This window comes from Methylobacterium isbiliense (genome assembly GCF_022179325.1).
In the GTDB taxonomy this organism is placed as follows: Bacteria; Pseudomonadota; Alphaproteobacteria; order Rhizobiales; family Beijerinckiaceae; genus Methylobacterium; species Methylobacterium isbiliense.
Genome location: NZ_BPQQ01000016.1, coordinates 1 through 22924 on the forward strand (window position 1 = coordinate 1; position 22924 = coordinate 22924).

Consider the following 22924-nt stretch of genomic DNA (forward strand, 5'->3'; position numbering starts at 1 on the left):
CGATCATCGCGAAGGCGATGATCGACCTGACGAACCTGTACGGCGACCTGAACTTCGGCTTCTTCGTCTGGTCGCGCATCTACATCGGCATCGGCCTTCCGATGATCTTCCTGTCGATCACCGCCGCCTCCTACGAGGGCATCCCCAAGGAGCAGACCGACCAAGCCTCGGCCTTGATCAACGTGGCGCGCAATGTCGGCGGCTCGATGGGGGTCTCCCTCGCACAGAACGTACTGGCCTACCGCCAGCAGTTCCACCAGAGCCGGCTCGTCGAGCACGTGGTGCCCTCCGGGCCCGCCTACCAGCAGACCCTTCGGGCCGCCACCGAGTACTTCGCCACCCACGGCGCCAGCACCGCGGACGCCCGGAAGCAAGCCATCGCCTGGATCGGGCAGCAGGTGCTGACCCAGGCGTCCTTCCTCGCCTACGTCGACGTGTTCTGGACGCTCGCCCTGGTCTCGGCCTCGGCCGTGCCGCTGGCGATGATCCTCAAGCCCGTCCGCCGCGGGGGCGACCGGCCCCCGGAGTATTGACGCCAACGGCCCGGGATGCCGACGCATCGATCTCGATCCCGGGCAAGCCCGGGATCGACGGGGCCGTTGGCATGAGGCGGGCCGCCCCGCTCAGAGCTTGGCGCAGATGCCGACCATGCCGGCGCTCTCGGACGGGCACGCCACCGTGTCGCCGCCCTCGCCGCTGCGGTAGCTCGGGGCGCCGCCGCGCAGGCAATAGGCCGAGACGATCGTCTCCCCGGTCTCGCAGGCAAGTTCGCAGGATGCGCCCGAACAGGCGTCGCGGCGCAGAACGCGCAGGGCCGGGGCTGCGGCGGGCGCCGCGACGGGACCCGGTGCGCCCTGGGGGCCGCGCGGCCCGGCGGGACCGGCCGGCCCCGCCTCGCCCTTCGGGCCGGCCTCTCCCCTCGCCCCCGGATCTCCTTTGGGACCCGGCTCACCCTTGAGCCCGGCCTCCCCTCTCGGGCCAGGCTCTCCCTTGGGTCCCGGTTCTCCCTTGGCTCCCGGTTCTCCTTTGGCACCCGGATCGCCCTTGGGCCCGGCCGGTCCGGCCATTCCCTGCGGGCCGGTCGGGCCGGGCTCGCCCTTGGGGCCGGGCGCGCCGGTGGCACCGCAATTCGCCACCACGATCTCGCGGGATTGCTCGCCCGCCTTGAGGGTCGCCACGCAGTTCGGCGGCAGGTAGGGCACGCGCAGCGTGAAGCGGCCGCGGCGGTCGGTCTGGACCGGGATGTCGTCGTCCAGGGTGACGACCACGCCGGCCCGGCCGACGCTGCCGGAGACGCGCAGATCGCCCGCCTCGATCCGGGCGTCCCAGACCTGAATGCCCGGCGCCGACGCGGGCGCCGCGGCACCGCGGCCCGGGCCGGCCGGCCGCTCGGAACCGGGCGGCGGCTGGGCCGGCTCCCGCTGCGGCTGAGCAAGCGCCGCACCGGTGGACAGGAGGCAAGCGGACAGAACCAGCGCGGCGCGGTGTAGGCGCATCGGATACCCCGGATCCTCGAAAGAAGCCCGCACGGGACCGCCGGGCCGCCGCCACCTAAGCAGGTTCGCGCGACCGAGGCCATGCCCCCGGCCGGTCGGTACGGCTCAGGCGTCGTACTCGATCACGTCCTCCAGCGCGTAGTGCTTCACCGTCCGGCGGTTGGCGATCAGGTCGTCGATGGTCGGCTCGCCCCTGATCGCGCGGGAGATGGCGAGCTTCGTCGCCTCGTAGTTGGTGCGGTAGAGGTCCCGGCGGTCGAGGTTCGGATCCTCGGCGCAGCGCGGATCGAGCCAGATCATGATGATCATGCACAGGTCGTCGAGGCCCTCGCGCGGCAGGATGCCCTCGATCACGCAATCCACGATCGCGTCGCCGGTGGCGGCCTGAACCACCCCGCCGAGCAGCTCGACGTATTCCGCGGTGTGGATCGTCGCCTTGGTGGTCATCATGGTGGCCGGGCGCACGAGCTGGTTGAGGTCGCGCACCACGAACATCCGGGTGTGGCCCTGGACCTGCCCCATCATCGACGCGAAGGCCGCGCCGACCGGGCCGCGGACGGAGCCGATCAGCACCTCGGGCATGGCGTCGGTGTACTGGCCCTCGGCCGCCAGCACCGTGGCCTCGCCGGTGCGGAAGACAATCTCGCTCATCGCTCGTTCCCGTTGCGGCCGAGGCAGCCGGCGGCCTCGCGCCTTGTCCGCGGCGCACCCATCACGCAGGACCCGGCGGGTCAACCGCGGCTGCGCAGCACGAGCGGATCGCCCGCCACGGAAAATGGTCTATAGGGCAGGGTTCCGGCGCTCAGGCGCCCACGAGACCCCGATGCCGCCATGAGCGATCGCGACTGGACCCTGCGGGTCGCCCCGACCGAGGCGGGCGTTGAGATCCAACTGGCGCTCGCCGATCTCGGCGGGCAGCCGGTGACGGCGGTCATCGCCCTCGACCGGGCGGAGGCGCGCCACCTCGCCCGGGCGCTCCTCGCCGCGGCCGGAGACGCGGCCGAGCGCACCTTCCCGCATCCCGCCCCGCCGGCCGGCGGTCAGTAGCGGCCCGGCAGGCGCTGCACCCTGGTGCCCGGCCGCTCCACCGGCTCGGCGCAGGCATAGGCGAACTCGGTGCGCAGATCGGTGAAAACGGTCTCGCCGGTGATCCGGCAGGTCTCGCGGCCGGTCTCGGCCAGGTAGGTCACCGCCGCCTCCGTGAAGCGGCTGCGCCGCGTGAGCGCCGGATCGGCCCCGTTCAGGCCGCAGCCCGCCACCTCGCGCAGGCCGTTCGAGACGATCAGCATCCGGCGCTGCTGGCGCTCGTCGAACACCTCGTAGGGATCGTTGCAGCCGATCGTGACCACCTGCGCCCGCAGGCTCGCATAGGTCTTCGAGGTGTACGCGAAGTCCGTGCAGCCCGCCGCCGCGAGCCCGACGAGGGGCATGATCCCCCACAGACCTGTCCGCATGGCGCTCGTCCTGGCTCCTTGCCGGTGATTCCCGGCCGGTGTCTCTCGGCCCGGCCGCCGGCCGCACGGCCCTGCCGCCAAGCTTTGGGCGCCCGGAGGCCGCGGGTCAACCCCGCCGGCGGACGCCGATCCTGCCGGTCACGGGGCGAGCGAGCGGCCGAGCCGGCCGCCCTCCAGATCGAGCGCGGCCGCGAGGGCCGCCCGGGCGCGGTTCACCCGGCTCTTCACGGTGCCGACCTGACAGCCCATCAGGCGCGCGGCGGCCTCGTAGGTGAGGCCCTGGGTGGCGATGAGGAGAAGCGCCTCGCGCTGCAGGGGCGGCAGGCGGCCGAGCCGGTCCCAGACGTCCCGGAGTTCGATGCCGTCCTCCTGATCCGGCAGGGCGACGAGGCGCTGCGCGGCGGCCCCATCGACGTCCTCCACCTCGCGCCGGCGCTTGCGGCAGGTCGTGTAGAACTGGTTGCGCAGGATGGTGAACAGCCACGCGTTCAGGTTGGTGCCCGGCTCGAAGCGGTCCTGCTTCTGCCACGCGCGCAGCAGCGTCTCCTGCACGAGATCGTCGGCCTGGGCGACGTTGCCGGTGAGCGACACCGCGAAGGCCCGCAAGGCCGGCAGCGCCGCCAGCAGGTCGTCGCGGAAGCGCGGATCGGCGGCCGGCCGCTCGGCCAGCACCCTCTCCAGCTTGGCGGTCAGGTCGAGCAGCGCGGCGGGCTGCGATTCGGCCACGAGCGCAGCGTAGAACGCACGCAGCTGCTTGCCGAGATGCTCGCGCAGGTAGCCGGGCAGCGGCGGGCGCAGGTCAGCCGGTGGTACTGGTGCCAGCACGGCGCTCTCATCCGGCGTGGTGAGAGATGCTTGGTCGAGAGACATGACACTCTTCGCGGGCTTGTTCATGCGAGCTGAGCAAGATCTGATACGGACGGATGGCCGTCGGTGTGGCAACATAAGTCTGAACGCAGCCTAAACATGTGCTTGAGCGCCCCGCAACCACTTGCGCTCAAGTTGACACCGTCAGATCGATACCGTTGAAGGAGAGATATGGAGAGCAATTTCTTTCGTGGAGCAAACAATATCTTTTTCGTTCAGAAGGACGGAGAGGCAAGTACACGCACAGTGAAATTGATGATGTTCGAAATTTCTGAGGCAATTCCACTCGTCGGAGCCATCAACGCTGTCGTTGCAACGACTATCGGGACGGCGCGCAGCGTCCATCCTGCGCGGCGCGACCGATCCGCTGCCACAGCATCCCGTATTCCGCACTTTGGAAAAATTCTGCACAGCGCGCGCGGCCGATAGCCACTGACCTGAGCTTGCTGCACTCTCAATCCCGTAGCCGCTACGGGCCAGCCGGGAGCATGAACGGTACGATGACGGATGAGCTGACGATTGGCACGCTGGCGGCCACCACCGGGGTGCACCTCGAAACCGTGCGGTATTACGAGCGGATCGGGCTGCTGCCCCCGCCCACGCGCTCGCCGTCCGGGCACCGGCGCTACGACGCCGAGGCCGTGCGCCGCCTGACCTTTGTGCGCCGCTGCCGCGACCTCGGCTTCCCGATCGACAGCATCCGCGCCATGCTGACCCTGGTCGACCGCCGTCAGGTCACCTGCCGCGAGATGCAGGGCATCGCCGCCCGCCACCTCGCCGAGGTGCGCGAGAAGCTCGCCGACCTGCGCCAGCTCGAACAGGACCTCGACCGGCTGATCGGCACGTGCTCGGGCACCGACACGCCCGATTGCCCGATCATCGATGCGCTGATGGCCGAGCCCGGATGAGCGGAGGACGGCCGGCGCAGCGCAACGGCGCGCCGGCCGCCGGGATCACTCCGCCGCCGCGAGGTAGCGCGCCGGGTCGTAGTTGAGGATAGGCCCGAGCCAGCGCTCGACCTCCGCCACGTCCATGCCTTTGCGGGCGGCGTAATCCTCGACTTGGTCGCGCTCGACCTTGGCGACGCCGAAATAGTGCGCCTGCGGATGGGCGATGTAGAGGCCCGACACCGACGAGCCCGGCCACATGGCGTAGGACTCGGTGAGCTTCACGCCGATGCGCCGCTCCGCCTTGAGCAGATCGAACAGCGTGACCTTTTCGGTGTGGTCGGGCTGGGCCGGGTAGCCGGGAGCCGGGCGGATGCCGTCGTACTCCTCCTTCATCAGGTCCTCGGTCGCGATGGACTCGTGGGCGGCATAGCCCCAGAACTCCCTGCGGACGCGCTCGTGCATGCGCTCGGCGAAGGCTTCGGCGATGCGGTCGGCGAGGGCCTTGACCAAGATCGAGCGGTAATCGTCGTTCATGCGCTCGAACCGCTCGGCGATGCGCACTTCCTCCAGCCCCGCGGTGACCACGAAGCCACCCACGTAATCCGCAAGGCCGCTGCCCTCGGGTGCCACGAAGTCGGACAGGCAGGTATTCGCGCGCCCGTCGCGCTTCGACAATTGCTGGCGCAGGCCGTGGAAGGTGGCGAGCGTCTCCTGCCGGCTCTCGCCGGTGTAGAGCCGGATGTCGTCGCCGACGCTGTTGGCCGGCCAGAAGCCGATCACCGCCTTCGGGTTGAACCAGCGCTCCTCGACGATCTGCCTGAGCATCGTCTGCGCGTCGTCGAACAGGGCTTTGGCGGCCGGACCCTGGACCGGATCCTCCAGGATGGCGGGGAAGCGGCCCTTGAACTCGTAGGTCTGCAGGAACGGCGTCCAGTCGATGTAGGGGACGAGGTCGGCGACCTCGTAGGAGCCGTACACGCGGGTGCCGGTGAAGCTCGGCTTCGTCGGCGTGTAGGCCGACCAGTCGATCCTGAACGGATTGGCCCGGGCCTTCGCGAGCGGCAGCCGCTGCTTGTCGGCCTCGGAGCGGGCATGCGCGTCGGCGACCTTCGCGTACTCGGCCCGGACGGTGTCGATGACCTCGGTGCGCGTCTCCTTCGAGAGCAGGCTCGACACCACGCCGACCGCGCGGCTCGCGTCGGTGACGTAGACCGCTTGGCCCTTGGCGTAGGCCGGGTGGATCTTCACGGCGGTGTGGACGCGGCTCGTCGTGGCGCCGCCGATCAGCAGCGGCATGTCCATGCCCTCGCGCTCCATCTCGGCGGCGACATGGACCATCTCGTCGAGGGAGGGGGTGATGAGGCCGGACAGACCGATGATGTCGACCTGCTCCTTCTTGGCGGTCTCGAGGATCTTGGTGGCCGGCACCATCACGCCGAGATCGATGATCTCGTAGTTGTTGCAGGCGAGCACGACGCCGACGATGTTCTTGCCGATGTCGTGGACGTCGCCCTTGACGGTGGCCATCAGCACCTTGCCGGCGGCCTGCCGCTTGCCTCCGCCGTTCGCCGCCTTCTCGGCCTCCATGAAGGGTTCGAGATAGGCGACCGCCTGCTTCATGACGCGGGCCGATTTCACCACCTGGGGCAGGAACATCTTGCCCGACCCGAACAGGTCGCCGACCACGTTCATGCCGGCCATGAGCGGGCCTTCGATGACGTGGAGCGGACGCTCGGCCCCCTGCCTCGCCTCCTCGGTGTCGGCGACGATGTACTCGGTGATGCCGTTGACCAGCGCGTGCTCGATGCGCTTCTCGACCGGCCCCTCGCGCCAGGACAGGTCGGCGGTCTTGGCCTTGGCCTCGCCGCCGCTCTTGAAGCGCTCGGCAGCCTCCAGCAGCCGCTCGGTCGCATCGGGGCGGCGATTGAGCACGACGTCCTCGCAGAGGTCGCGCAGCTCCGGCGGCAGCTCGTCGTAGACAGCGAGCTGGGCCGCGTTGACGATGCCCATGTCCATGCCCGCCTTGATGCAGTGGAACAGGAACACCGCGTGCATCGCCTCGCGCACCGGCTCGTTGCCGCGGAACGAGAACGACAGGTTCGAGACGCCGCCGGAGATGTGGGCGTGGGGCAACGTCTCGTGGATCGTGCGCGCCGCCTCGATGAAGGCGACGCCGTAATCGTTGTGCTCCTCGATGCCGGTGGCGACCGCGAAGATGTTGGGATCGAAGATGATGTCCTCGGGCGGGAAGCCGACCTCCTCGGTGAGGACCTTGTAGGCCCGCGTGCAGATCTCGACCTTCCGCTCGTAGGTATCGGCCTGACCCGCCTCGTCGAAGGCCATCACGACGACCGCCGCGCCGTAGGAGCGGCAGATCCTGGCTTCCTTGACGAACTTCTCGACCCCCTCCTTCATGGAGATGGAGTTCACGATCGGCTTGCCCTGCACGCATTTGAGGCCGGCCTCGATCACCTCGAACTTCGAGGAATCGACCATCACCGGCACCCGGGCGATGTCGGGCTCGGCGGCCACGAGGTTGAGGAACTCGACCATCGCCTTCTCGGAATCGAGCAGGCCCTCGTCCATGTTGATGTCGATGATCTGGGCACCGGCGGCGACCTGGTCGCGGGCCACGTCGAGGGCCGCCGCGTAGTCGCCGTTCTTGATGAGCTTGCGGAATTTGGCCGAGCCGGTGACGTTGGTGCGCTCGCCGATGTTCACGAAGGGGATGTCCTTCGTCAGCACGAACGGCTCCAGACCGGAGAGGCGCATCAGGCGCGGGATCTCGGGGATCGCGCGCGGCGTCTTGTCGGCCACGGCCTGGGCGATGGCGCGGATGTGGTCGGGCGTGGTGCCGCAGCAGCCGCCGACCATGTTGACGAGGCCCGACTCGGCGAACTCGCCGACGAGCTTGGCCATGGCTTCCGGGCTCTCGTCGTAGAGGCCGAACTCGTTGGGCAATCCGGCATTCGGATAGGCGCAGACCAGCGTGTCGCTGATCCGGGAGAGATCGGCGATGTGCTCGCGCATCTCGCGCGCGCCGAGCGCGCAGTTGAGGCCGATGGTGAGCGGGTCGGCGTGGCGCAGGGAGTTCCAGAAGGCGCCGGTGGTCTGGCCCGAGAGCGTGCGGCCGGACAGGTCGGTGATGGTGCCCGAGATCATGATGGGCAGCTTGACGCCGGTCTCCTCGAACACCTGCCACGCGGCGGCGACCGCCGCCTTGGCGTTCAGCGTGTCGAAGATCGTCTCGATCAGGATGAGTTCGGCGCCGCCGTCGATGAGGCCGCGCACCTGCTCGACATAGGCCTGCTTCACTTGGTCGAAGCTGACCGCGCGGTAGCCGGGATTGTTCACGTCCGGCGAGATCGAGAGCGTGCGGTTGGTCGGGCCGATGGCCCCGGCAACGAACCGGCGCCTGCCGTCCCGTTCCTCCGCGAGCTTGGCGGCCTCCCGGGCGAGCCGGGCGCCCTGCGCGTTCAGCTCGTGGATGATCGATTCCATGCCGTAATCGGCCTGGGCGATCGTGGTGCCGGAAAAGGTGTTCGTCTCGCAGACGTCGGCGCCCGCGAGGAAGTAGTCGAGGTGGATCTGCCGGATCGCGTCGGGCTGGGTCAGGATCAGCAGGTCGTTGTTGCCCTTCTGGTCGTGGGCGTGGTCCATGAAGCGGGCGCCGCGGAAATCCGCCTCGCCGAATCCGAGCCGCTGGATCACCGTGCCCATCGCCCCATCGAGGACGAGAATCCTTTCGGACGCGCGCTGGCGCAACGCGCGCTCGATCTCGGTGCCGTCGACGGGGCGGAAGTCGGTCATGTGGGCAAGTTCCGGGATTCGGGCCGGGCGAAGGCCGGCCCTGGGATAGGATGGGGACCAGTCGGAGAAGCGTCAGGACTGCGTCTCAAGTGACGCGAGGCGCTTCACCGGCCGTTCGAAGCGAACGTCATGCGCTTCGAGCGCGGTCGATCGTGTCGAGGCGCTCATCCAACGAGCGCCTCATTTCCGGCGGCAAGGGGCGGATCGTGTCCTGCGGTTCGGCCTCGACCGGGCTCCCGACACTGCCGGCCGTTACGCCGCGGCCTTCTCCGGCAGCGGCGCGGCCGGAACGGCGCGCAGGCCGAGCAGATGGCAGATCGCATAGACGAGGTCGGCGCGGTTCATGGTGTAGAAGTGAAAGTCGGTCACGCCGCGGTCGAGGAGGTCGAGCACCTGCTCGGCCGCCACCGCCGCCGCGACCAGCTTGCGGGTGGCGACGTCGTCCTCCAGGCCGTCGAAGCGGGCGGCCAGCCAGTCCGGCACCGAGGCGCCGGTGCGGCGCGCGAAGTTCGCCGCCTGCTTGAAGTTCTGCACCGGCAGGATGCCCGGGATGATCGGGATGTTGATGCCGCGCGACTGCACCCGGTCGAGGTAGCGGAAGAACAGGTCGTTGTCGAAGAAGAACTGGGTGATGGCGCGGTCGGCGCCGCAATCGACCTTGGCCTTGAGCGCGTCGAGATCCTGGTCGAGGGAAGGCGCCTCCGGGTGGCGCTCCGGATAGGCCGAGACCGAGACCTGGAAGTCGCCGATGCGCTTGATGCCGGCCACGAGGTCGCAGGAGCGGGCGTAGCCGCCCGGATGCGGCTGGTAGGCGGTGCCGACGCCCTCGGCCGGGTCGCCCCGCAGGGCCACGATGTGGCGCACGCCCGCATCCCAGTAGGAGCGCACCACGTCGTCCACCTCGCCCTGCGTGGCCGCCACGCAGGTCAGGTGGGCGGCCGGCTTCAGGCTCGTCTCGCGCACGAGGCGCGCGACGGTGTTGTGGGTGCGCTCGCGGGTCGAGCCGCCCGCCCCGTAGGTCACCGAGACGAAGCTCGGCTGCAACGGCGCCAGCCGCTCGATCGAGGACCAGAGCGTCTCCTCCATCTCCGCGGTCTTGGGCGGGAAGAACTCGAAGGAGACCCGGATCGGGCGGCGGCTCTCGCGGCTCGGGCGGAAGGCGGTGGAGACCATCGGGGACCTCGGTTCTCTTCTTCAGATACGTTGGGGGACGCACACCGTGTCACGCACGGGCAGCGTATGGGCGGGATTTGCGGCGGCCATCAGGCAACCTCGCGGGCGGGTACGGCGGCGGCGCTGCGCTCATGGGCGAGCCAGAGCGTGACCGTCAGGCGGTGCCCGGCCTCGCCGCTCGGAGCCAGTTCGCGCACGCGCACGTCGCTCAGGGCCGCGTCGCCGAGCCAGCCGGCGACCTGCTCCGGGGCGAAGCCGAGCCGGCGATGGGCCTGCGCCTCGCGCAGGAACTCGAGATCGTGGGGTGCGAAATCGACCACCAGCAGGCGCCCGCCCGGCGCGACCAGACGGGCCGCCTCGCGCAGCGCCCGGGCCGGGTCGTCGAGGTAGTGCAGCACTTGGTGCACCAGCACGAGGTCGAAGCTGCCGCGGCCGAAGGGCGGGGCATGGATGTCGCCCTGCCGCAGATCGACCCGGGAGAGCCCCAGCCGTTCGAGGTTGGCGCGCGCCACCGACAGCATGGCGTGGCTGGCATCGAGCCCCGTGGCGCGCGTGGCCCGCGGGGCGAGCAGGCCGAGCATCCGGCCCGTGCCGGTGCCGAGATCAATCAGGCTGCCGATCGGGCCGGGGCCGAGCACGTCGAGGATCGCCGCCTCGACGGTCGCCTCCGGCACGTGCAGGGAGCGCACCCGGTCCCATTGCGGGGCGATGCGGGCGAAGAAGCTCTGGGCGGCCTCGGCGCGCTGCGCCCGCACCGCCTGGAGCCGGGCGCGGTCCTCGGAGAGCGGCGGCGCGGCGCGGTCCATTGCGGCGACCAGCGGCTCGAGCAGCCCCGACACGCCCTCGACGAGGCGGAAGAACGCCCAGGCGCCCTCGCGATGCCGCTCCACAAGGCCCGCCTCCACCAGCAGCTTGAGGTGGCGCGAGATGCGCGGCTGCGACTGGCCGAGGATGTCGGTGAGGTCGGAGACCGAGAGCTCGCCCTCGCGCAGCAGCGCGAGGATGCGCAGGCGCGTCTCCTCCGCCGCCGCGCGCAGCACGCTCAGGGCATCGGCGAAGGGAAGCGGGCGGGTCATTGACGGCGACTCGGGGTCGGTGCGAAACATAAAGATATATTTATGTGCGTTTCGGACCCGGTGCAAGCGGAATTCTTGCCTGCTCGCGGACCTCGCATGGCGGGACGCGCCGAAGGAGTAGCCACCGCGGCGGCGATCGACGGTCTTCGCGACGATGGCTTCCGGCACGAGGGACCCGCCCCGGCCCACCTGATCATCGAGATTCTCGAACGGCACGGCGAACGGTTAGGCGCACATCATGGCGGCGATGCCGTCAATATCGGGCGGCGGGACCGTCGTCAGGCCGATCCGCCGCAGGTCATGCGTCAAGGAGATGTTGCAGGCTTCAAGAACATCTCCGCTCCTCCGACGTGGCCGGCGAGCCGCCCGCATCGACATCGGCCGCGAGGCGGAGATCGTTCGTCGGACACACCCTGTTGTCCAGGCCGGCGGAGGGCGGAAGTGGCGGTTCGCAGGACCGCCGCATCCGCGGGCCGCGTCCGGAACTCTGGGTCAGAGGCGGCCGAGATCGGACGGAATGCGCGCGTCGAGGAGCGCGACGCTCTTCACCGCGGCGAAGACCCGGAGCCCCGGCGCCAGACCCATCTCGGTGAGCGAGCGGCGCGTCAGCCGCACGATCAGCGAGGCCCCGCCGCAATCGAGCCGCACCGCGACCGCCGGATCCGAGAGGTCCACCGGACCGATCTCCGCCACAAGGCCGTCCAGCACGTTGAGCGCGCTCGTGCCATCCGGCCGGCGCAGGCTCAGCGTCACGTCGCGCGCCGCGACCAGCACCCGCACGCCCGCCCCGACCGGCCGGGGCAGCAGCGGCACGTAGAGGGGGCCGGCTTCCGTGGCGAGCCGCGTCAGCGCGAAGGCCGGATCATGCGCCTCCACGCGCGCCGCCAGCACGGCGCCGGCCTCGCGCTCGCTGCGCAGCGGCACGACGTCGAGGCGCGCCGTCACCTCGGCGACCGGGCCGGCGGCCACGACCTGTCCGGCCTCCAGCACCACGATCCGGTCGGCGAGCCGCCCCACCTCGGCGAGCGCGTGCGACACGTAGACGATCGGCACCCGCGCCGCGTCGCGCAGGCGCTCCAGGAAGGGCAGGATCTCGGCCTTGCGGGCCTCGTCGAGGGCGGCCAGGGGCTCGTCCATCAGGAGGAGCCGCGGGCGCGCGAGCAGCGCCCGGCCGATCGCCACCCGCTGCCGCTCGCCGCCCGACAGCCCGTTCGGGCGCCGGCCGAGCAGAGGCTCGATCCCGAGAAGCCCCACCACGTCGTCGAAGCCGATCCCGTCCTTGGCCCGCACCAGACGGCGGCCGAACAGGAGGTTGCTGCGCACGCTGAGATGCGGAAACAGCCGGCTCTCCTGGAAGACGTAGCCGACCCGCCTGCGGTGCGGGGGCACGAAGCGGCCGGTCGCCGTATCCACCAGCACCTCGCCCGCGAGTTCGACGCGGCCGGCTTGCGGACGCACGAGGCCGCCGATGATGTTGACGAGCGTGGTCTTGCCCGAGCCCGACGGCCCGAACAGGGCGGTCACGCCCCCCGGCGCCTCGAAGGCGGCCACGAGCCGGAACGTGCCCTGCCGGTGCTCCACCGCGACCGTGAGCGCGCTCATGCGGCGAGCCGGCGGGCCACCCCGCGGGCCAGGACCTCGGACAGGACGAGCGCCGCCATCGAGACCGCGATCGAGATCAGCGTCAGCCGCAGCGCCCCGGCCTCGCCGCCCGGCACCTGGGTCAGGGTGTAGATGGCGGAGGGCAGGGTCTGGGTCTCGCCGGGGATGTTCGACACGAAGGTGATGGTCGCGCCGAACTCCCCCATCGCCTTGGCGAAGCACAGCACCGTGCCGGCGAGGATGCCGGGCAGGATCAGCGGCAGCGTCACGAGGCCGAACACCTGCAGGCGGTTGGCCCCGAGCGTCGCCGCCGCCTGTTCCAGCCTCCCGTCCACGGCCTCGATCGACAGCCGCATCGCCCGCACCAGCAGGGGAAACCCCATCACCGCGCAGGCGAGCGCCGCGCCGGTCCAGCGGAAGGCGAAGACGATGCCGAACTCGGCCAGCAGCGCGCCCACCGGCCCCCGCCGGCCGAAGGCGAGCAGCAGCAGGTAGCCGGTGACCACCGGCGGGAGCACCAGCGGCAGGTGGACCAGCATGTCGAGGACGGTCTTGCCCCAGAACCGGCCGCGCGCCAGCAGATAGGCGATCCCGAGGCCCGGCAGCAGGCTCGCCAGCGTGCCGGTGGTGGCGACGAGCAGGCTGAGGCGCAGCGCCGTCCATTCCTGCGGGGTCAGCCAGTCACTCACGGCCCGCGGTGGTCGCGCGGTTGAGCACCGTGAAGCCCTGCCGCTCGAAGGCGGCCTTCGCCACGGGGCCGCGCAGATAGGCCAGGAAGGCCGCCGCGTCGGGGTTGGTCGATTCCCGGGTGATCGCCACCGGGTAGACGATCGGCGGGTGGCTGTCCGGCGGGAAGGCGGCGACGATGGTCACGTTCGGGTCGGCGGCCGCATCGGTGGCGTAGACGATGCCGAGCGGCGCCTCGCCGCGCGAGACCAGCAGCAGCGCCGCCCGCACGCTCTCGGCCTGGGCGATCCGGTCCTTCACCCCGGCCCAGGCCCCGAGTTTTTCCAGCGCGGCCTTGCCGTACTTGCCGGCCGGCACCGCCTCGACGTTGCCCATCGCGAGCCGGCCGGAGCCGAGCGCCGTGCCGAGGTCGGGCCCCAGGGTGACGCGGGTGGCCGATCCCTTGGGGGCGATCAGCACGATGCTGTTGGCCAGCAGGCTCACCCGCGTGTCCGGGCGGATGAGATCCTTCCGGGCGAGGTACTCCATCCAGTCGAGATCGGCCGAGAAGAACAGGTCGGCCGGCGCGCCCTGCTCGATCTGCTTGGCCAGCGTGTTCGAGGCCGCGTAGGAGATCCGCGGCGCGGGCTTGCCGGCTTCCTGACCCTCTTGGGCGTAGCGGCCGGCGATGTCGTCCAGCGCGTTCTTCAGGCTCGCGGCCGCGAACACCGTCGGCGGCGCGGCGGCGCGGACCGGGTCGGCCCCGATGAAGGCCGCGAGCGCGATCAGGAAGCCGGTGCGCGTGAGCGTGGTCATGTCACCTCGATCCTCAGCTGCCTCGGACGGCGGGACGGGCAGGAGGGGCCGTGCGTTGCGGAACGGCGGGGATCCCGCGCCCGGAGACGGCCCGTCCGCCGGGTTTGGCAGCGGCCGGGCCGAGGGGCAAGCCTGCAGGCGACCCTGAGCCGGGGGAGCTGCGTCCGGGCTCAGTCGCCGAGGATGAGGAAGGGACCGCCCCGCCCGGCGGTCGCGCTACCGCGTGATCTGGTGGGGGGAGATGGGATCGCTGCTCGGGAAGGTCTCTTCGAGAGCCTCGTCGAGAAGCCGGTCCTGGCGGCGCCGGAGGTCCTCTCCGGGCACCCGGTTGCCGGGCGCCGAGGCCGCCGCGAGGTCGGCCCGCGGCTTGCCCCTGCCGATGCCCTCCGGCCTGTCGCTGCGCCCGCGCGGCGAGCCCCCGCCCGCCCCGCCGCGCAGCAGCCCGGAGCGCCAGACGATCGCCGCCACGGCCGCCGCCGCGAGCCCCACCGCCACGGCCCCGAACACGCCGCCCGACGCGGCCGGCCAGGACGGTGCGTGCGAGCCCGCCTGCAGGGCACGCATCTTCGTCCGCACGAACGTCCGGGTGGCCGCCTGCACCTCGTCCGGCGACAGGACTTGGCGCGCCAGCGGAAACAGCTCGTTGCCGTGCCGATGGAGGTGCTGGTCGAGCAGATAGGTCACGTCCTCGAAGGTGTTGAGCCAGCCTTCGCTGCTTCTGCCGCGCCACGCCGCCAGTTCATCGAGCTGCTGCGCGATCTGTCGATGCTCGCGGTGCAGCGTATCCAGCAGGGCCTGCCCCTGAGCGTGGGCGCCGAGCGGCTCCGACAGGCTCGCCTCGACGGCCGCCGCATGCGCGTGCAGCTCGTCGATGAGGTCGGCCAGCAGGCGTTCGCGGCTTCGGATCACGCCCGGCCCGTTCAGCGCGTAGGGGATTTCGCGAACGAGGGCGGTGATGTTGGCGTGGTCGCGCGTCGTGAGCTGCCAGATGTCCATACGCATGCTCCTCAGGTGGCGCCTTCCAAACTCACGCCGAATTGAAGGTGTTCCGCGCAGGACGGCTTGGCGGTCCCCGGCGAGTCATCGGGATCGGGCGGCTCGCCCGCCGCGAAACGGTCCGGCCTCCGCGACGCTCACCCGGCTTCCCCCGGTCTCATTGCGCTTCGGCCCGGCTGCCATGCTTGGAAGGCCGGGGGGCGGAGAAGGGGGCCTCCGCACGCAGCCAGTCGGCGGCCGTCTCCTATCCCGCCGACCCCATCGCGGAAGTCGGAGCGCTCTACGATCCCGGGGCCATGATCGCGATCGAAGCCGCCGCGGCCGTCGGCGCCCGAGGCGCCTGAGGGCATCCGGGCGGCTCACGACAGAGGACCGCCCTCCAGCACGGACTGGAGCGACCGGACCATGACGTCGCCCCCGAAGGGCTTTTCGAGGACGGCGCAGGCGCCGCTCGCGAGGGCGCGCTGGCGCATGGCCTCACTGGGAAAGGCGGTGACGACGATGACCGGGAGCGTGCTGCCTTCGGCCCGCAGGCGCTCCTGCAGCTCGACGCCCGTCATGCCGGGCATCTGCACGTCGGTGATGAGGCAATCCGGGCAGGCGCCCTGGCCATCCTGCAGGAAATCCAGCGCGGAGGCGTAGGTCCGCGCCGCATAGCCCAGCGAGCGCACCAGGCTCGCGGTGGCGGTGCGGACGGCCTCGTCGTCGTCCACGATAGCGATGGTCGGGGTGTCGGACATCGTGTGCCTTGCGCCGCTCGCGGCCAGCTGACCGAGCGTGAGGAAGCCGGACTCCGATATGCACCCCATGACGATCCGGCGGAATCATACTCAGGTTTGCTTGATCGACAGCGCTTCCGCCATCCGGACGAGATCAGCCAGCGATCGTGCGCCCATCTTCCGCATGACATGGCCGCGGTGGATCTTGACCGTGATCTCGCTCAGATCGAGGAGGCCGGCGATCTGCTTGTTCATCAATCCCGCCGTGACGTGCGCAAGGACTTGCCGTTCGCGGGCCGTGAGGGTGTCGTAGGCCGTCCGCAGCGCCTGCAGGCCCGAGTCGCGGCTGCGGCGCTCGGCGTCGCGGGCGAGCGCGGCCGTGACGGCGTCGAGCATGTCCTGGTCCCGGAAGGGCTTGGCCAGGAAATCGATGGCACCGGCCTTCATCGCCCGCACCGACATCGGGATGTCCCCGTGGCCGGTCATCAGGATGATGGGGAGGTGGATGCCCAGATCGGCGAGCTGCGCCTGGAAGTCGAGCCCGCTGAGGCCCGGCATCCGCACGTCCACGACGAGGCAGCCGGGTCCGTCCGGCCGCCTCGCGTTCAGGAACTCCGCCGCGGAGGCGTAGGTGGCGGTGGCGAGGTCGACGGAGCGAAACAGCCCGGCCAGCGCCTCGCGCAGATCCGCGTCGTCGTCCACGACGAAGACCGTGGCGGCGGGGGCGGCAGCGGCGGCGCGGGTCACGGGGCACCCTCCTAGTCCACCGGCAGGAGGACGTGGAACACGGCGCCCGGCCCCGCATCGGAGACCCAGAGCCGCCCGCCATGAGCCTCGACGGTCGAGCGGCAGATCGCCAGCCCCATGCCCATGCCGTTGCTCTTCGTGGTGTAGAAGGGCTGGAACACCCGCTCCAGCGCCTCCGGCCGGATGCCCTCGCCCGTATCGGCCACGTCCACCCGCACCGGCCCGTCCTCCTGCCGCGATGTCCGCACGGTGAGCACCCGCGGCCGGTCGCGGATCGCCGCCATCGCCTGGATGCCGTTGACCATCAGGTTGACCACCACCTGCTGCAGTTGCAATCGGTCGCCGCGCACGCGCGGCAGGCCGGGCTCGTTCTCCTGCCGCAGGATCACGGCATGGCGCGCCAGCTCCCGTTCGAGGAGCTGAGCCGCCTCGCCGATCATCTCGGCGAGGTCGAGCGACTCGTGGCGCGGGGGCGACTTGGCGAGGAAGCCGCGGATGCGCGCCACGATCTCGCCGGCCCGGCGGCCGTTGGTCACCACACGGCCGAGCGCGTCGGTGGCCTCGCCGAGGTCCGGCGCCGGCCGCCGCAGCCAGCGCAGGGCGGCCTCGCCGTTGGTGACCACGGCCGCGAGGGGCTGGTTGATCTCGTGCGCCATGGTGGCGGTGAGTTCGCCCATGGTCGAGACCCGGGCGGCGTGGGCGAGATCCGCCTGCACCGTCAGCAGCGCCTCCGCGGCCTCCTTGCGCTCCGTGATGTCGAGGGCATGGACGAGCACGCAGCCGAGATCGGCCGGATCGGCCGGGAAGCTCACCCCGAACAGGACCGGCACGCTGCCGCCGTCATGGGTACGCACCTGCGTCTCGCCCTCGAAGAACCGCTCCCCGTTCGCCAGCGCCGCGAGCGACAGCGGGAAGGTCGGGTCCGCCTCGGGCAGGAGATCGTCCAGGGGGCCGAGCAGGGATTCGCGGTCGGGTGCCCGCAGCATCCGCACCGTGACGCTGTTCACGTCGACGATCACGACGTTGCGGCGCGCCCGCGCCAGGAAATCCGGATGGGCCGCGGCGTAGGCCGCCACGTCCCGCACGCCCTCGGCCCGGAGCCGATCGAGGTCGGCCTTCACCGCCGACCAGTCCTGCTGGAGGATCGACACCCGCGTGTTGTCGAAGATCGTGCGGTAGCGCCGCTCGCTCGCGACAAGCTGCGCGTAGGTGCGCTTGCGCTCGGTGACGTCGGTATTGGTCTCCAGCACCGCGAGCGGTGCGCCGGCGGCGTCGCGCTGCAGCGCCCAGCGGCTCTCGACCACGACGGCGCGGCCCGAGCGCACCCGCTGCACGAGTTCACCCTCCCAGCGGCCGGTGCGGTGGAGTTCGGTGAGGATCACCGCGCGGTCGGTCGGAAACACCGTCTGCAGCACCTCGTGCGCGACGCGGCCGATCACCTCGGCGGCGCTCAGGCCATAGAATTCCTCGGCGGCGCGGTTCCAGAAGGTGATCACGTCGTGCCGGTCGCGCACGAACACGGCGTCGTGGGTGAGATCGAGCAGACGGGCCTGCTCGGCCAGCACCGCGGCATCGGCCTTGTGGCGCAGGGCCAGCGCGGTGGTGATGCCGATGGCCGCGAGGCTCACGAGGCAGCGCAGCAGCGGCGAGCCGAACGCCTCCGGATCGTGCGAGATCAGATAGGCGGCGATCGTCAAGCCAAGGCAGGCGCCCGAGGCGAGGATCACGCCGCCGCGGCTGAAGGCCCGGGCCGCGATCAGCACCACGACGACGTAGAGGACGGCCACCGCGCCTTCGAGGGGCGTGGCCACGTCGATCAGGAACACCGCGAGCGCGATCGCGACGGCCGCGATCCGCGACGGGGCGGCATCCGGCGTCTCAGCCATACGTCTCAGCCCTGCGTCTCGGGCCGTGCAGGCCGCGCCGTGTCGCCGGCTGCCGGGCGGCCGGCGGCGCGCGGCACCGTCACGCTGAAGGTCGAGCCGCGGCACGGCCGGGACTGGACGCCGACCGGATGGCCGAGCGCCTGGGCGGTCTGGCGCACGATGTGGAGCCCCAGCCCCAGCCCCGTGCCGTCGCGCCGCCCGCCCCGGTCGAAGGCCTCGAAGAGGCTCGCGAGCTTGTCGGGCGCAATGCCCGGCCCGTCGTCGAGGACCACGACCTCGATCTGGTTGCCGCGATACCGGCATCCCACCACGACGCGGCCGCCCGGCCGCGCGTACTTGACGCCGTTGCCGACGAGATTGCGCAGGATCGTGGCGAGCATCGTCGCATCCGTGCGCGCGACGAGGCGCGTCGCCTGGACCCGTAGCTGCACGCCGCATGCCTCGGCGTAGGCCTGCCACTCGGCCTTGACTGCGCCAAGCAGCGGGCCGAGCGGCACGGGTGCGAGGCGGGGGCGCATGTCGCCGGTCTGCGAGGAGCGGGCGAGATCGTCGAGTTCGCGCCCGAGGCGCTGGAGCGCGTCGCTGGCGAGGCCGAGGCGGGCGGCCGCGCGGGGAGCGACGCCATCGGACACGGCCCGCTCGATCGCCATCAGGGCCACCTGCAGGGGCTGCTTGAGATCGTGGCCGGCGACCGCCAGCAGGCGGGCCATGGCCGTGCGGGCGGCCTCGGCGCGCACCAGGGCCTCGCCGACCGCAGGACCTCCCGGAATCGCCACCGTGCTTGGCATCCGCCCCTCCTCGTCCGGTCCTCGCCCGTCGGACACCGTGCGGCTCCCTCGGTTCCGGCCCGGCAAGCTGGACAATGCCGTGCCGCTCTTGGGGAGGGAACTATACGGAGGTTTTACAGGCTCTGTGCTGATCGAACGGGACTTCCGCGCCGCAAATCCATCTGGCACCGCGGTTCTGGTCGATCATGCCTGAGGTCGATCGCCCGGTCGTCGGATCGGCGGGGTGCGCTGCGTCCCCGGAATGCCGCGGGACTCAGGCCGGCGCCATCGAGCGGCGCCAGGCATGCGGGCTCATGCCGGTGAAGCGCCGGAAGGTGCGGCCGAAATGGCTCTGGTCGGCCATGCCGCATTCCAGCGCGATGGCGGCGAGCGGCGCGGAGGTCTCCCGCATCAGCCGGCGCGCGCGGTCCATCCGCTTGCGCAGGATGTAGGTGTGCGGCGTCTCGCCGAAACTCGCCTTGAAGGCGCGCCCGAAATAGCCCGCGCTGAGCTTCGCGCAGGCCGCGAGCGCCTCGACCGGGATGGTGCTCCCGATGTTCTCCTCGATGTGGGCGTCGATCCGCCTGATCTGCCACGGGGCGAGGCGGCCCGGGGCGGCTTCCGGAGCCGCGTCCAGCATCGCGGCGGCGCGCAGCACCAGGAGGCGGGCCGCGGCGCGGTCGACGTCGAGCGTCTCGCGCGCTTCGCGCAGGAGGGCGGCGATCAGGCCGGCCGGTGCACCGGCCGGCGACAGGTCTTGGCGGGTCTGCCCGATGGTCATCCTCGTCTCCGGTGCGCCGGCCCACGCGGGCCGCAAGCTCTGCGGCCAGAGTCGCGCGGACGGGACGCCGGTACCATCGTGCTTAAAGCGGGCCGGACCACACGATCGTCTGTCCGCCCTATACGCACGTATCGGCCGGGACCGGCCCGTCACGGCCCGGATGCGTCGCCGCGGCGGGTCGCTGCCAGCGTCATGCTCGCCAGCACGCCGTCCCGCCGCACCAGCCCGTGGAAGAGCGCCGCCGCGAGATGGAGCAGGATCAGCGCGAAGAACGCCAGGGCGAGGTAGACGTGGGCGTGCCAGAGGAGGGTGCGCAGCGTATCGCTCTGCGGCAGGATCGCCGGCAGCCGCACCGGCCCGAACAGGACGATCGGGTAGGCGCTCGCCGACAGCATGCCCCAGCCGATCAGCGGCAGAGCGATCATCAGCGCGTAGAGCAGGTAGTGCGAGGCCGTCGCCGCCAGCTGCAGCGGCCGGGGCAGGTCGGCCGGCAGCGGCGGCGCGCCGGACCGCGCCCGCACGCCGAGGCGCACGAGCGCGAGGACGAGCAGCGCGATCCCGAGCGTCTTGTGGGTCGTGAACAGCGACAGGTATTGGGGTCCGACGGTCGAGACCATGCCGACGCCGATGAACAGCATGGCGAGGATTGAGGCCGCCATCACCCAGTGAAGGGCGCGCTGCAGCCGCGTGAAGGTCTGTACGGGTCCGGTCATGGCTTTCGGCTCCGCGGGATCGTCAACGGGAGGGGTAGTGCTTCGCTTCGGCGGTGCGCAGATCGAAGGATCGCGCGTAGGCCGCCGAGCGCGCCGCCGGGAAGGGATCGTCCGAGACGCGGATGCCGTCCGGAAGCACCGTCGGGTCGAAGTTGATGTCGCGGCAGGGGCCGTCGGGCTCGGCTTCGATCCGCTGCACGACCAGGGTCCCGACCGCGACCGTGGCCCGGGTCTCCGGCCACGCTTTGCTCGGATCCGCCGTGGGGTCACCCGGATCGGCCAGCGTCAGCTGCGCGGTCCAGCGCTGCGGCGCCTTGGCGACCCGTTCGGCGATCTCCTTCTCCAGATGATCGGGGCCGCGTGCCGCCAAATCGGCGGCGCTGATCGGCACGACGGGGCCTTGCGGCACGAAGGACCACCGGGCCGGCCGCTCGGCCCCGGAGGCCGCGACGAGCAGGAAGGTGTTGAGGCCGTTGTAGCGCTCCTCCGCGTAGCTGCCCGTGTAGGGGGCGCTCTTGGCCCAGGCGCCGAAGGCCGCGAATTCGGGATGCGCTCCCGCGAAGGTCTTGAGGGCGTCCGGATCCTTGCTCCGCGAGGCGAGGAGAAGGTCGTAGAAGGCCTGCGGGGTCGAGACGGGGAAGACCGGCGCGTCGATCATTGCGCTGCGCCAGACCTCGCCGTTCGCCGCCGTGATCTGCAGCCCGAGCCCGCGCACGCGGACTGTGGCGTCCGGCGCGCCCGGATCGGCCGTGCCGAGGTTGAAGCGGCCCAGCGCCGGGAAGGTGCCGGGGGCGAAGACGGCGGCGCGCGAGGCGACGCTCCCCTGCCCGTTCGACTCGAACACGCCCGTGAAGCAGATGCCCTTGGCGTGGTTGCGGCGATGGCCGAGCGCCGGGCCGCCGGGCGGCGCGAAGGCGTCGACGAGCTTCGTCGGCGTGAGCCGACCGGGCGACAGCCAGCCGGCCGTGTAGGCGAAGCCGCCGGCCAGGGCCGTCACGACGGCACCGATGGTGGCGTAGGCTCCCAGATGGGTGCGCAGGGAAGAGGCGAGGGTCTCGCGCATCTCGGATCATCCTCGGCAGAGGCCGCCGTCCCGGCGACGGGCCGGGGAGCGGGGTGATGGAGTAGCCGGTACCGGTGACCGGCGACCGCGGCTGTCACGATTCCGGCCTTTTGGGAGCATTCCGCCGTCCCGTGCCGGCCGAAGGCAGATTCCGCACAGACCAGCGACGTCTCCGCAGCCCTGATCACGACCCGGACGTTGCGTCAAACAGACGACAGTCGATCATACCCGCGTATGACGCGGCCATATGCTTCGATACCTCCCGAGTCCTTCGATATGAATGCCTTTCTGCTGCCCGGGACGTATCTCGTCGTGAGAGGCCGCGAAGGCGGTTCTTGCTACGAGATGAGGCTGATCATGTACGCTCGTTCCATCCTGCCCGTCGTGCTCCTGACCCTCACGACGAACCTGGCCATGGCGCAGGGCGCCGGCCGTGCCTACGAGTATGCCGGCAGCCACGCGGGCGGACCGGCCGACGCGCTGATCCCCAACGGGACGCCGCGTCCCGTCACCCCGCCGCCGGCGCGCGGCGCCTACGAGTATGCCGGCAGCCATGCGGGCGGACCGGCCGACGCGCTGATCCCGAACGGCACCCCGGCTCCGGTCGTCCGCCCGATGAAGGATCCCGCCTATGGCAATTCCGGCAGCCATGCCGGCGGACCGGCGGACGCGCTGATCCCCGAATAGCGGCATCGGCCTTCCGCTCTCGGCCCGGGTCATCCGGGCCGATCGCTCTGACAGACCGAAGGCGGCGAGCCCCGCCGACCGGTCCGGCGATCATGCGCCGGTCGCGCGGGCCGGGGCCGTCCGCAGAGACGCATGTTCCAGAAGGACCTCCGTCATGCCCGTTTCCACAGCACCCCATTCCGTGATTCTCGCGACGATCGCCGGCCTGCTGCTCGCCAGCGGGGCGACGGCTCTGGCGGACCACCAGCGCCACGGCGTCCGGGCCGCGCGCGCGGTGCCGGCCCTGACGTCGCCCCAGTCGCGTCAGCCCTCGGCCGACCTGCTCGCGGCGGACGACGACAGCGACAATTCCAAGCGGCCGGAGCTGCCGCCCTTCGAGCAGGACAAGGCCGACGAGACCGGCGGGCCGGACCGCGCCCTCCTCCGGTAGCGGCCTCGACCGGACGGCACCCCTCGAAGGGCGCGACGCCAGCATCGATCGCATGACCTGCATCGGCTGCGGAGCGGACCTTCGCCGGCCGCTCCCGATGGGACGCGTGCTACCGCATCATGTCCGCCGCCGACCCGGTGACCACGTCGGTGAGTCTGCTGGGGCATGCCGACGCGGCCAAAGGCGAGCCAGGGCGGCTCAACTCCTGTTGATTTGCTGCGATGCGGGAAAGTGCTCTATCGCCTCTCCCGTCATGCCGTTGGGTCAGACCTGCGCGCTTCAGGA

23 protein-coding genes and 2 pseudogenes are annotated in these 22924 nt (G+C 71.2%); 6 read left to right on the plus strand and 19 right to left on the minus strand.

The window, feature by feature from the left end; all coding sequences use genetic code 11:
• Window positions 1-533, plus strand: a pseudogene (locus tag MFF61_RS06585) (DHA2 family efflux MFS transporter permease subunit); the annotation flags it as partial.
• Window positions 534-623: 90 nt separating this feature from the next.
• Here the strand turns inward: MFF61_RS06585 and MFF61_RS06590 are convergent.
• Window positions 624-1496 carry a collagen-like protein gene (locus MFF61_RS06590; RefSeq protein WP_238234282.1) on the minus strand — a complete coding sequence of 291 codons (873 nt, stop codon included), beginning with the start codon at window positions 1494-1496 and terminating at the stop codon, window positions 624-626.
• Window positions 1497-1601: 105 nt separating this feature from the next.
• Window positions 1602-2147 carry a formaldehyde-activating enzyme gene (locus MFF61_RS06595; protein ID WP_238234283.1) on the minus strand — a complete coding sequence of 182 codons (546 nt, stop codon included), beginning with the start codon at window positions 2145-2147 and terminating at the stop codon, window positions 1602-1604.
• A gap of 180 nt (window positions 2148-2327) precedes the next feature.
• Between MFF61_RS06595 and MFF61_RS06600 the strand changes: the two genes are divergently transcribed.
• Window positions 2328-2543, plus strand: coding sequence for a hypothetical protein (locus MFF61_RS06600; protein ID WP_238234284.1), 216 nt, complete (start codon window positions 2328-2330; stop codon window positions 2541-2543).
• Here the strand turns inward: MFF61_RS06600 and MFF61_RS06605 are convergent.
• Together MFF61_RS06605 and MFF61_RS06610 are read right to left on the minus strand one after the other, a co-directional pair.
• A complete protein-coding gene (locus MFF61_RS06605; protein WP_238234285.1) occupies window positions 2537-2950 on the minus strand; it encodes a hypothetical protein in 414 nt (137 codons plus the stop codon). The genes MFF61_RS06600 and MFF61_RS06605 overlap by 7 nt on opposite strands.
• 138 nt (window positions 2951-3088) lie before the next feature.
• Complete coding sequence (locus tag MFF61_RS06610) at window positions 3089-3820, minus strand: sigma-70 family RNA polymerase sigma factor (RefSeq protein ID WP_238234286.1); 732 nt, start codon at window positions 3818-3820, stop codon at window positions 3089-3091.
• 168 nt (window positions 3821-3988) lie between these two features.
• Between MFF61_RS06610 and MFF61_RS06615 the strand changes: the two genes are divergently transcribed.
• Together MFF61_RS06615 and MFF61_RS06620 are read left to right on the plus strand one after the other, a co-directional pair.
• Complete coding sequence (locus MFF61_RS06615) at window positions 3989-4246, plus strand: hypothetical protein (protein ID WP_238234287.1); 258 nt, start codon at window positions 3989-3991, stop codon at window positions 4244-4246.
• A 71-nt stretch (window positions 4247-4317) separates the two neighbouring features.
• Window positions 4318-4725 (plus strand): MerR family transcriptional regulator, encoded by a 408-nt coding sequence (locus tag MFF61_RS06620; protein WP_238234288.1) that lies wholly within the window; start codon window positions 4318-4320, stop codon window positions 4723-4725.
• Between the two features lie 45 nt (window positions 4726-4770).
• Here the strand turns inward: MFF61_RS06620 and metH are convergent, their stop codons facing one another.
• The 15 genes and pseudogenes from metH to MFF61_RS06690 form a co-directional block, all read right to left on the minus strand.
• Window positions 4771-8517 (minus strand): methionine synthase, encoded by a 3747-nt coding sequence (metH, locus tag MFF61_RS06625; protein ID WP_238234289.1) that lies wholly within the window; start codon window positions 8515-8517, stop codon window positions 4771-4773.
• A gap of 252 nt (window positions 8518-8769) precedes the next feature.
• Window positions 8770-9690, minus strand: coding sequence for a methylenetetrahydrofolate reductase [NAD(P)H] (metF, locus tag MFF61_RS06630; protein WP_238234290.1), 921 nt, complete (start codon window positions 9688-9690; stop codon window positions 8770-8772).
• 89 nt (window positions 9691-9779) lie between these two features.
• Complete coding sequence (locus MFF61_RS06635) at window positions 9780-10766, minus strand: ArsR/SmtB family transcription factor (protein WP_238234291.1); 987 nt, start codon at window positions 10764-10766, stop codon at window positions 9780-9782.
• 123 nt (window positions 10767-10889) lie between these two features.
• A pseudogene (locus MFF61_RS34025) lies at window positions 10890-10982 on the minus strand (hypothetical protein); the annotation flags it as partial.
• A gap of 276 nt (window positions 10983-11258) precedes the next feature.
• A complete protein-coding gene (gene modC, locus MFF61_RS06640; protein WP_238234292.1) occupies window positions 11259-12368 on the minus strand; it encodes a molybdenum ABC transporter ATP-binding protein in 1110 nt (369 codons plus the stop codon).
• The gene (gene modB, locus MFF61_RS06645) at window positions 12365-13057 is read right to left on the minus strand and encodes a molybdate ABC transporter permease subunit (protein ID WP_238234293.1); all 693 of its coding nucleotides are present in this window, start codon (window positions 13055-13057) and stop codon (window positions 12365-12367) included. The genes modC and modB overlap by 4 nt, the downstream gene beginning before the upstream one ends.
• Window positions 13050-13850, minus strand: a complete 801-nt coding sequence (gene modA, locus MFF61_RS06650) for a molybdate ABC transporter substrate-binding protein (protein ID WP_238234294.1) — start codon at window positions 13848-13850, stop codon at window positions 13050-13052. The genes modB and modA overlap by 8 nt, the downstream gene beginning before the upstream one ends.
• A gap of 216 nt (window positions 13851-14066) precedes the next feature.
• Entirely contained in the window at window positions 14067-14846 is a 780-nt protein-coding gene (locus tag MFF61_RS06655; RefSeq protein WP_238234295.1) for a hemerythrin domain-containing protein, read from the minus strand.
• Between the two features lie 359 nt (window positions 14847-15205).
• A complete protein-coding gene (locus tag MFF61_RS06660) occupies window positions 15206-15586 on the minus strand; it encodes a response regulator transcription factor (protein WP_238234296.1) in 381 nt (126 codons plus the stop codon).
• 90 nt (window positions 15587-15676) lie between these two features.
• Window positions 15677-16312 (minus strand): response regulator transcription factor, encoded by a 636-nt coding sequence (locus MFF61_RS06665; protein WP_238234297.1) that lies wholly within the window; start codon window positions 16310-16312, stop codon window positions 15677-15679.
• Between the two features lie 11 nt (window positions 16313-16323).
• Window positions 16324-18198: a PAS domain-containing sensor histidine kinase gene (locus tag MFF61_RS06670; protein WP_238234298.1), complete on the minus strand. Its 1875-nt coding sequence runs from the start codon at window positions 18196-18198 to the stop codon at window positions 16324-16326.
• Between the two features lie 5 nt (window positions 18199-18203).
• Window positions 18204-18986 carry a sensor histidine kinase gene (locus tag MFF61_RS06675; RefSeq protein ID WP_238234299.1) on the minus strand — a complete coding sequence of 261 codons (783 nt, stop codon included), beginning with the start codon at window positions 18984-18986 and terminating at the stop codon, window positions 18204-18206.
• Between the two features lie 253 nt (window positions 18987-19239).
• Window positions 19240-19746 carry a helix-turn-helix transcriptional regulator gene (locus MFF61_RS06680; RefSeq protein WP_238234300.1) on the minus strand — a complete coding sequence of 169 codons (507 nt, stop codon included), beginning with the start codon at window positions 19744-19746 and terminating at the stop codon, window positions 19240-19242.
• A gap of 149 nt (window positions 19747-19895) precedes the next feature.
• Entirely contained in the window at window positions 19896-20459 is a 564-nt protein-coding gene (locus tag MFF61_RS06685; protein ID WP_238234301.1) for a cytochrome b, read from the minus strand.
• 22 nt (window positions 20460-20481) lie between these two features.
• Window positions 20482-21522: a catalase family peroxidase gene (locus MFF61_RS06690; RefSeq protein WP_238234302.1), complete on the minus strand. Its 1041-nt coding sequence runs from the start codon at window positions 21520-21522 to the stop codon at window positions 20482-20484.
• 357 nt (window positions 21523-21879) lie between these two features.
• Between MFF61_RS06690 and MFF61_RS06695 the strand changes: the two genes are divergently transcribed.
• Together MFF61_RS06695 and MFF61_RS06700 are read left to right on the plus strand one after the other, a co-directional pair.
• Entirely contained in the window at window positions 21880-22209 is a 330-nt protein-coding gene (locus tag MFF61_RS06695) for a hypothetical protein (protein ID WP_238234303.1), read from the plus strand.
• A 154-nt stretch (window positions 22210-22363) separates the two neighbouring features.
• Entirely contained in the window at window positions 22364-22639 is a 276-nt protein-coding gene (locus MFF61_RS06700; RefSeq protein WP_238234304.1) for a hypothetical protein, read from the plus strand.
• Window positions 22640-22924 lie beyond the last annotated feature (285 nt).

Excerpts from the sequence above, each read along its gene's own strand:
- MFF61_RS06685 (WP_238234301.1), bottom strand. The coding sequence starts at position 20,459 with ATGACCGGACCCGTACAGACCTTCACGCGGCTGCAGCGCGCCCTTCAC.
- metF (WP_238234290.1), bottom strand. The coding sequence starts at position 9,690 with ATGGTCTCCACCGCCTTCCGCCCGAGCCGCGAGAGCCGCCGCCCGATC.
- MFF61_RS06660 (WP_238234296.1), bottom strand. The coding sequence starts at position 15,586 with ATGTCCGACACCCCGACCATCGCTATCGTGGACGACGACGAGGCCGTC.
- MFF61_RS06610 (WP_238234286.1), bottom strand. The coding sequence starts at position 3,820 with ATGTCTCTCGACCAAGCATCTCTCACCACGCCGGATGAGAGCGCCGTG.
- MFF61_RS06615 (WP_238234287.1), top strand. The coding sequence starts at position 3,989 with ATGGAGAGCAATTTCTTTCGTGGAGCAAACAATATCTTTTTCGTTCAG.
- MFF61_RS06670 (WP_238234298.1), bottom strand. The coding sequence starts at position 18,198 with ATGGCTGAGACGCCGGATGCCGCCCCGTCGCGGATCGCGGCCGTCGCG.
- modA (WP_238234294.1), bottom strand. The coding sequence starts at position 13,850 with ATGACCACGCTCACGCGCACCGGCTTCCTGATCGCGCTCGCGGCCTTC.
- MFF61_RS06675 (WP_238234299.1), bottom strand. The coding sequence starts at position 18,986 with ATGCCAAGCACGGTGGCGATTCCGGGAGGTCCTGCGGTCGGCGAGGCC.
- modC (WP_238234292.1), bottom strand. The coding sequence starts at position 12,368 with ATGAGCGCGCTCACGGTCGCGGTGGAGCACCGGCAGGGCACGTTCCGG.
- MFF61_RS06590 (WP_238234282.1), bottom strand. The coding sequence starts at position 1,496 with ATGCGCCTACACCGCGCCGCGCTGGTTCTGTCCGCTTGCCTCCTGTCC.
- MFF61_RS06695 (WP_238234303.1), top strand. The coding sequence starts at position 21,880 with ATGTACGCTCGTTCCATCCTGCCCGTCGTGCTCCTGACCCTCACGACG.
- MFF61_RS06600 (WP_238234284.1), top strand. The coding sequence starts at position 2,328 with ATGAGCGATCGCGACTGGACCCTGCGGGTCGCCCCGACCGAGGCGGGC.
- MFF61_RS06690 (WP_238234302.1), bottom strand. The coding sequence starts at position 21,522 with ATGCGCGAGACCCTCGCCTCTTCCCTGCGCACCCATCTGGGAGCCTAC.
- MFF61_RS06605 (WP_238234285.1), bottom strand. The coding sequence starts at position 2,950 with ATGCGGACAGGTCTGTGGGGGATCATGCCCCTCGTCGGGCTCGCGGCG.
- MFF61_RS06700 (WP_238234304.1), top strand. The coding sequence starts at position 22,364 with ATGCCCGTTTCCACAGCACCCCATTCCGTGATTCTCGCGACGATCGCC.
- MFF61_RS06620 (WP_238234288.1), top strand. The coding sequence starts at position 4,318 with ATGACGGATGAGCTGACGATTGGCACGCTGGCGGCCACCACCGGGGTG.
- MFF61_RS06595 (WP_238234283.1), bottom strand. The coding sequence starts at position 2,147 with ATGAGCGAGATTGTCTTCCGCACCGGCGAGGCCACGGTGCTGGCGGCC.
- MFF61_RS06635 (WP_238234291.1), bottom strand. The coding sequence starts at position 10,766 with ATGACCCGCCCGCTTCCCTTCGCCGATGCCCTGAGCGTGCTGCGCGCG.
- MFF61_RS06680 (WP_238234300.1), bottom strand. The coding sequence starts at position 19,746 with ATGACCATCGGGCAGACCCGCCAAGACCTGTCGCCGGCCGGTGCACCG.
- metH (WP_238234289.1), bottom strand. The coding sequence starts at position 8,517 with ATGACCGACTTCCGCCCCGTCGACGGCACCGAGATCGAGCGCGCGTTG.
- MFF61_RS06655 (WP_238234295.1), bottom strand. The coding sequence starts at position 14,846 with ATGGACATCTGGCAGCTCACGACGCGCGACCACGCCAACATCACCGCC.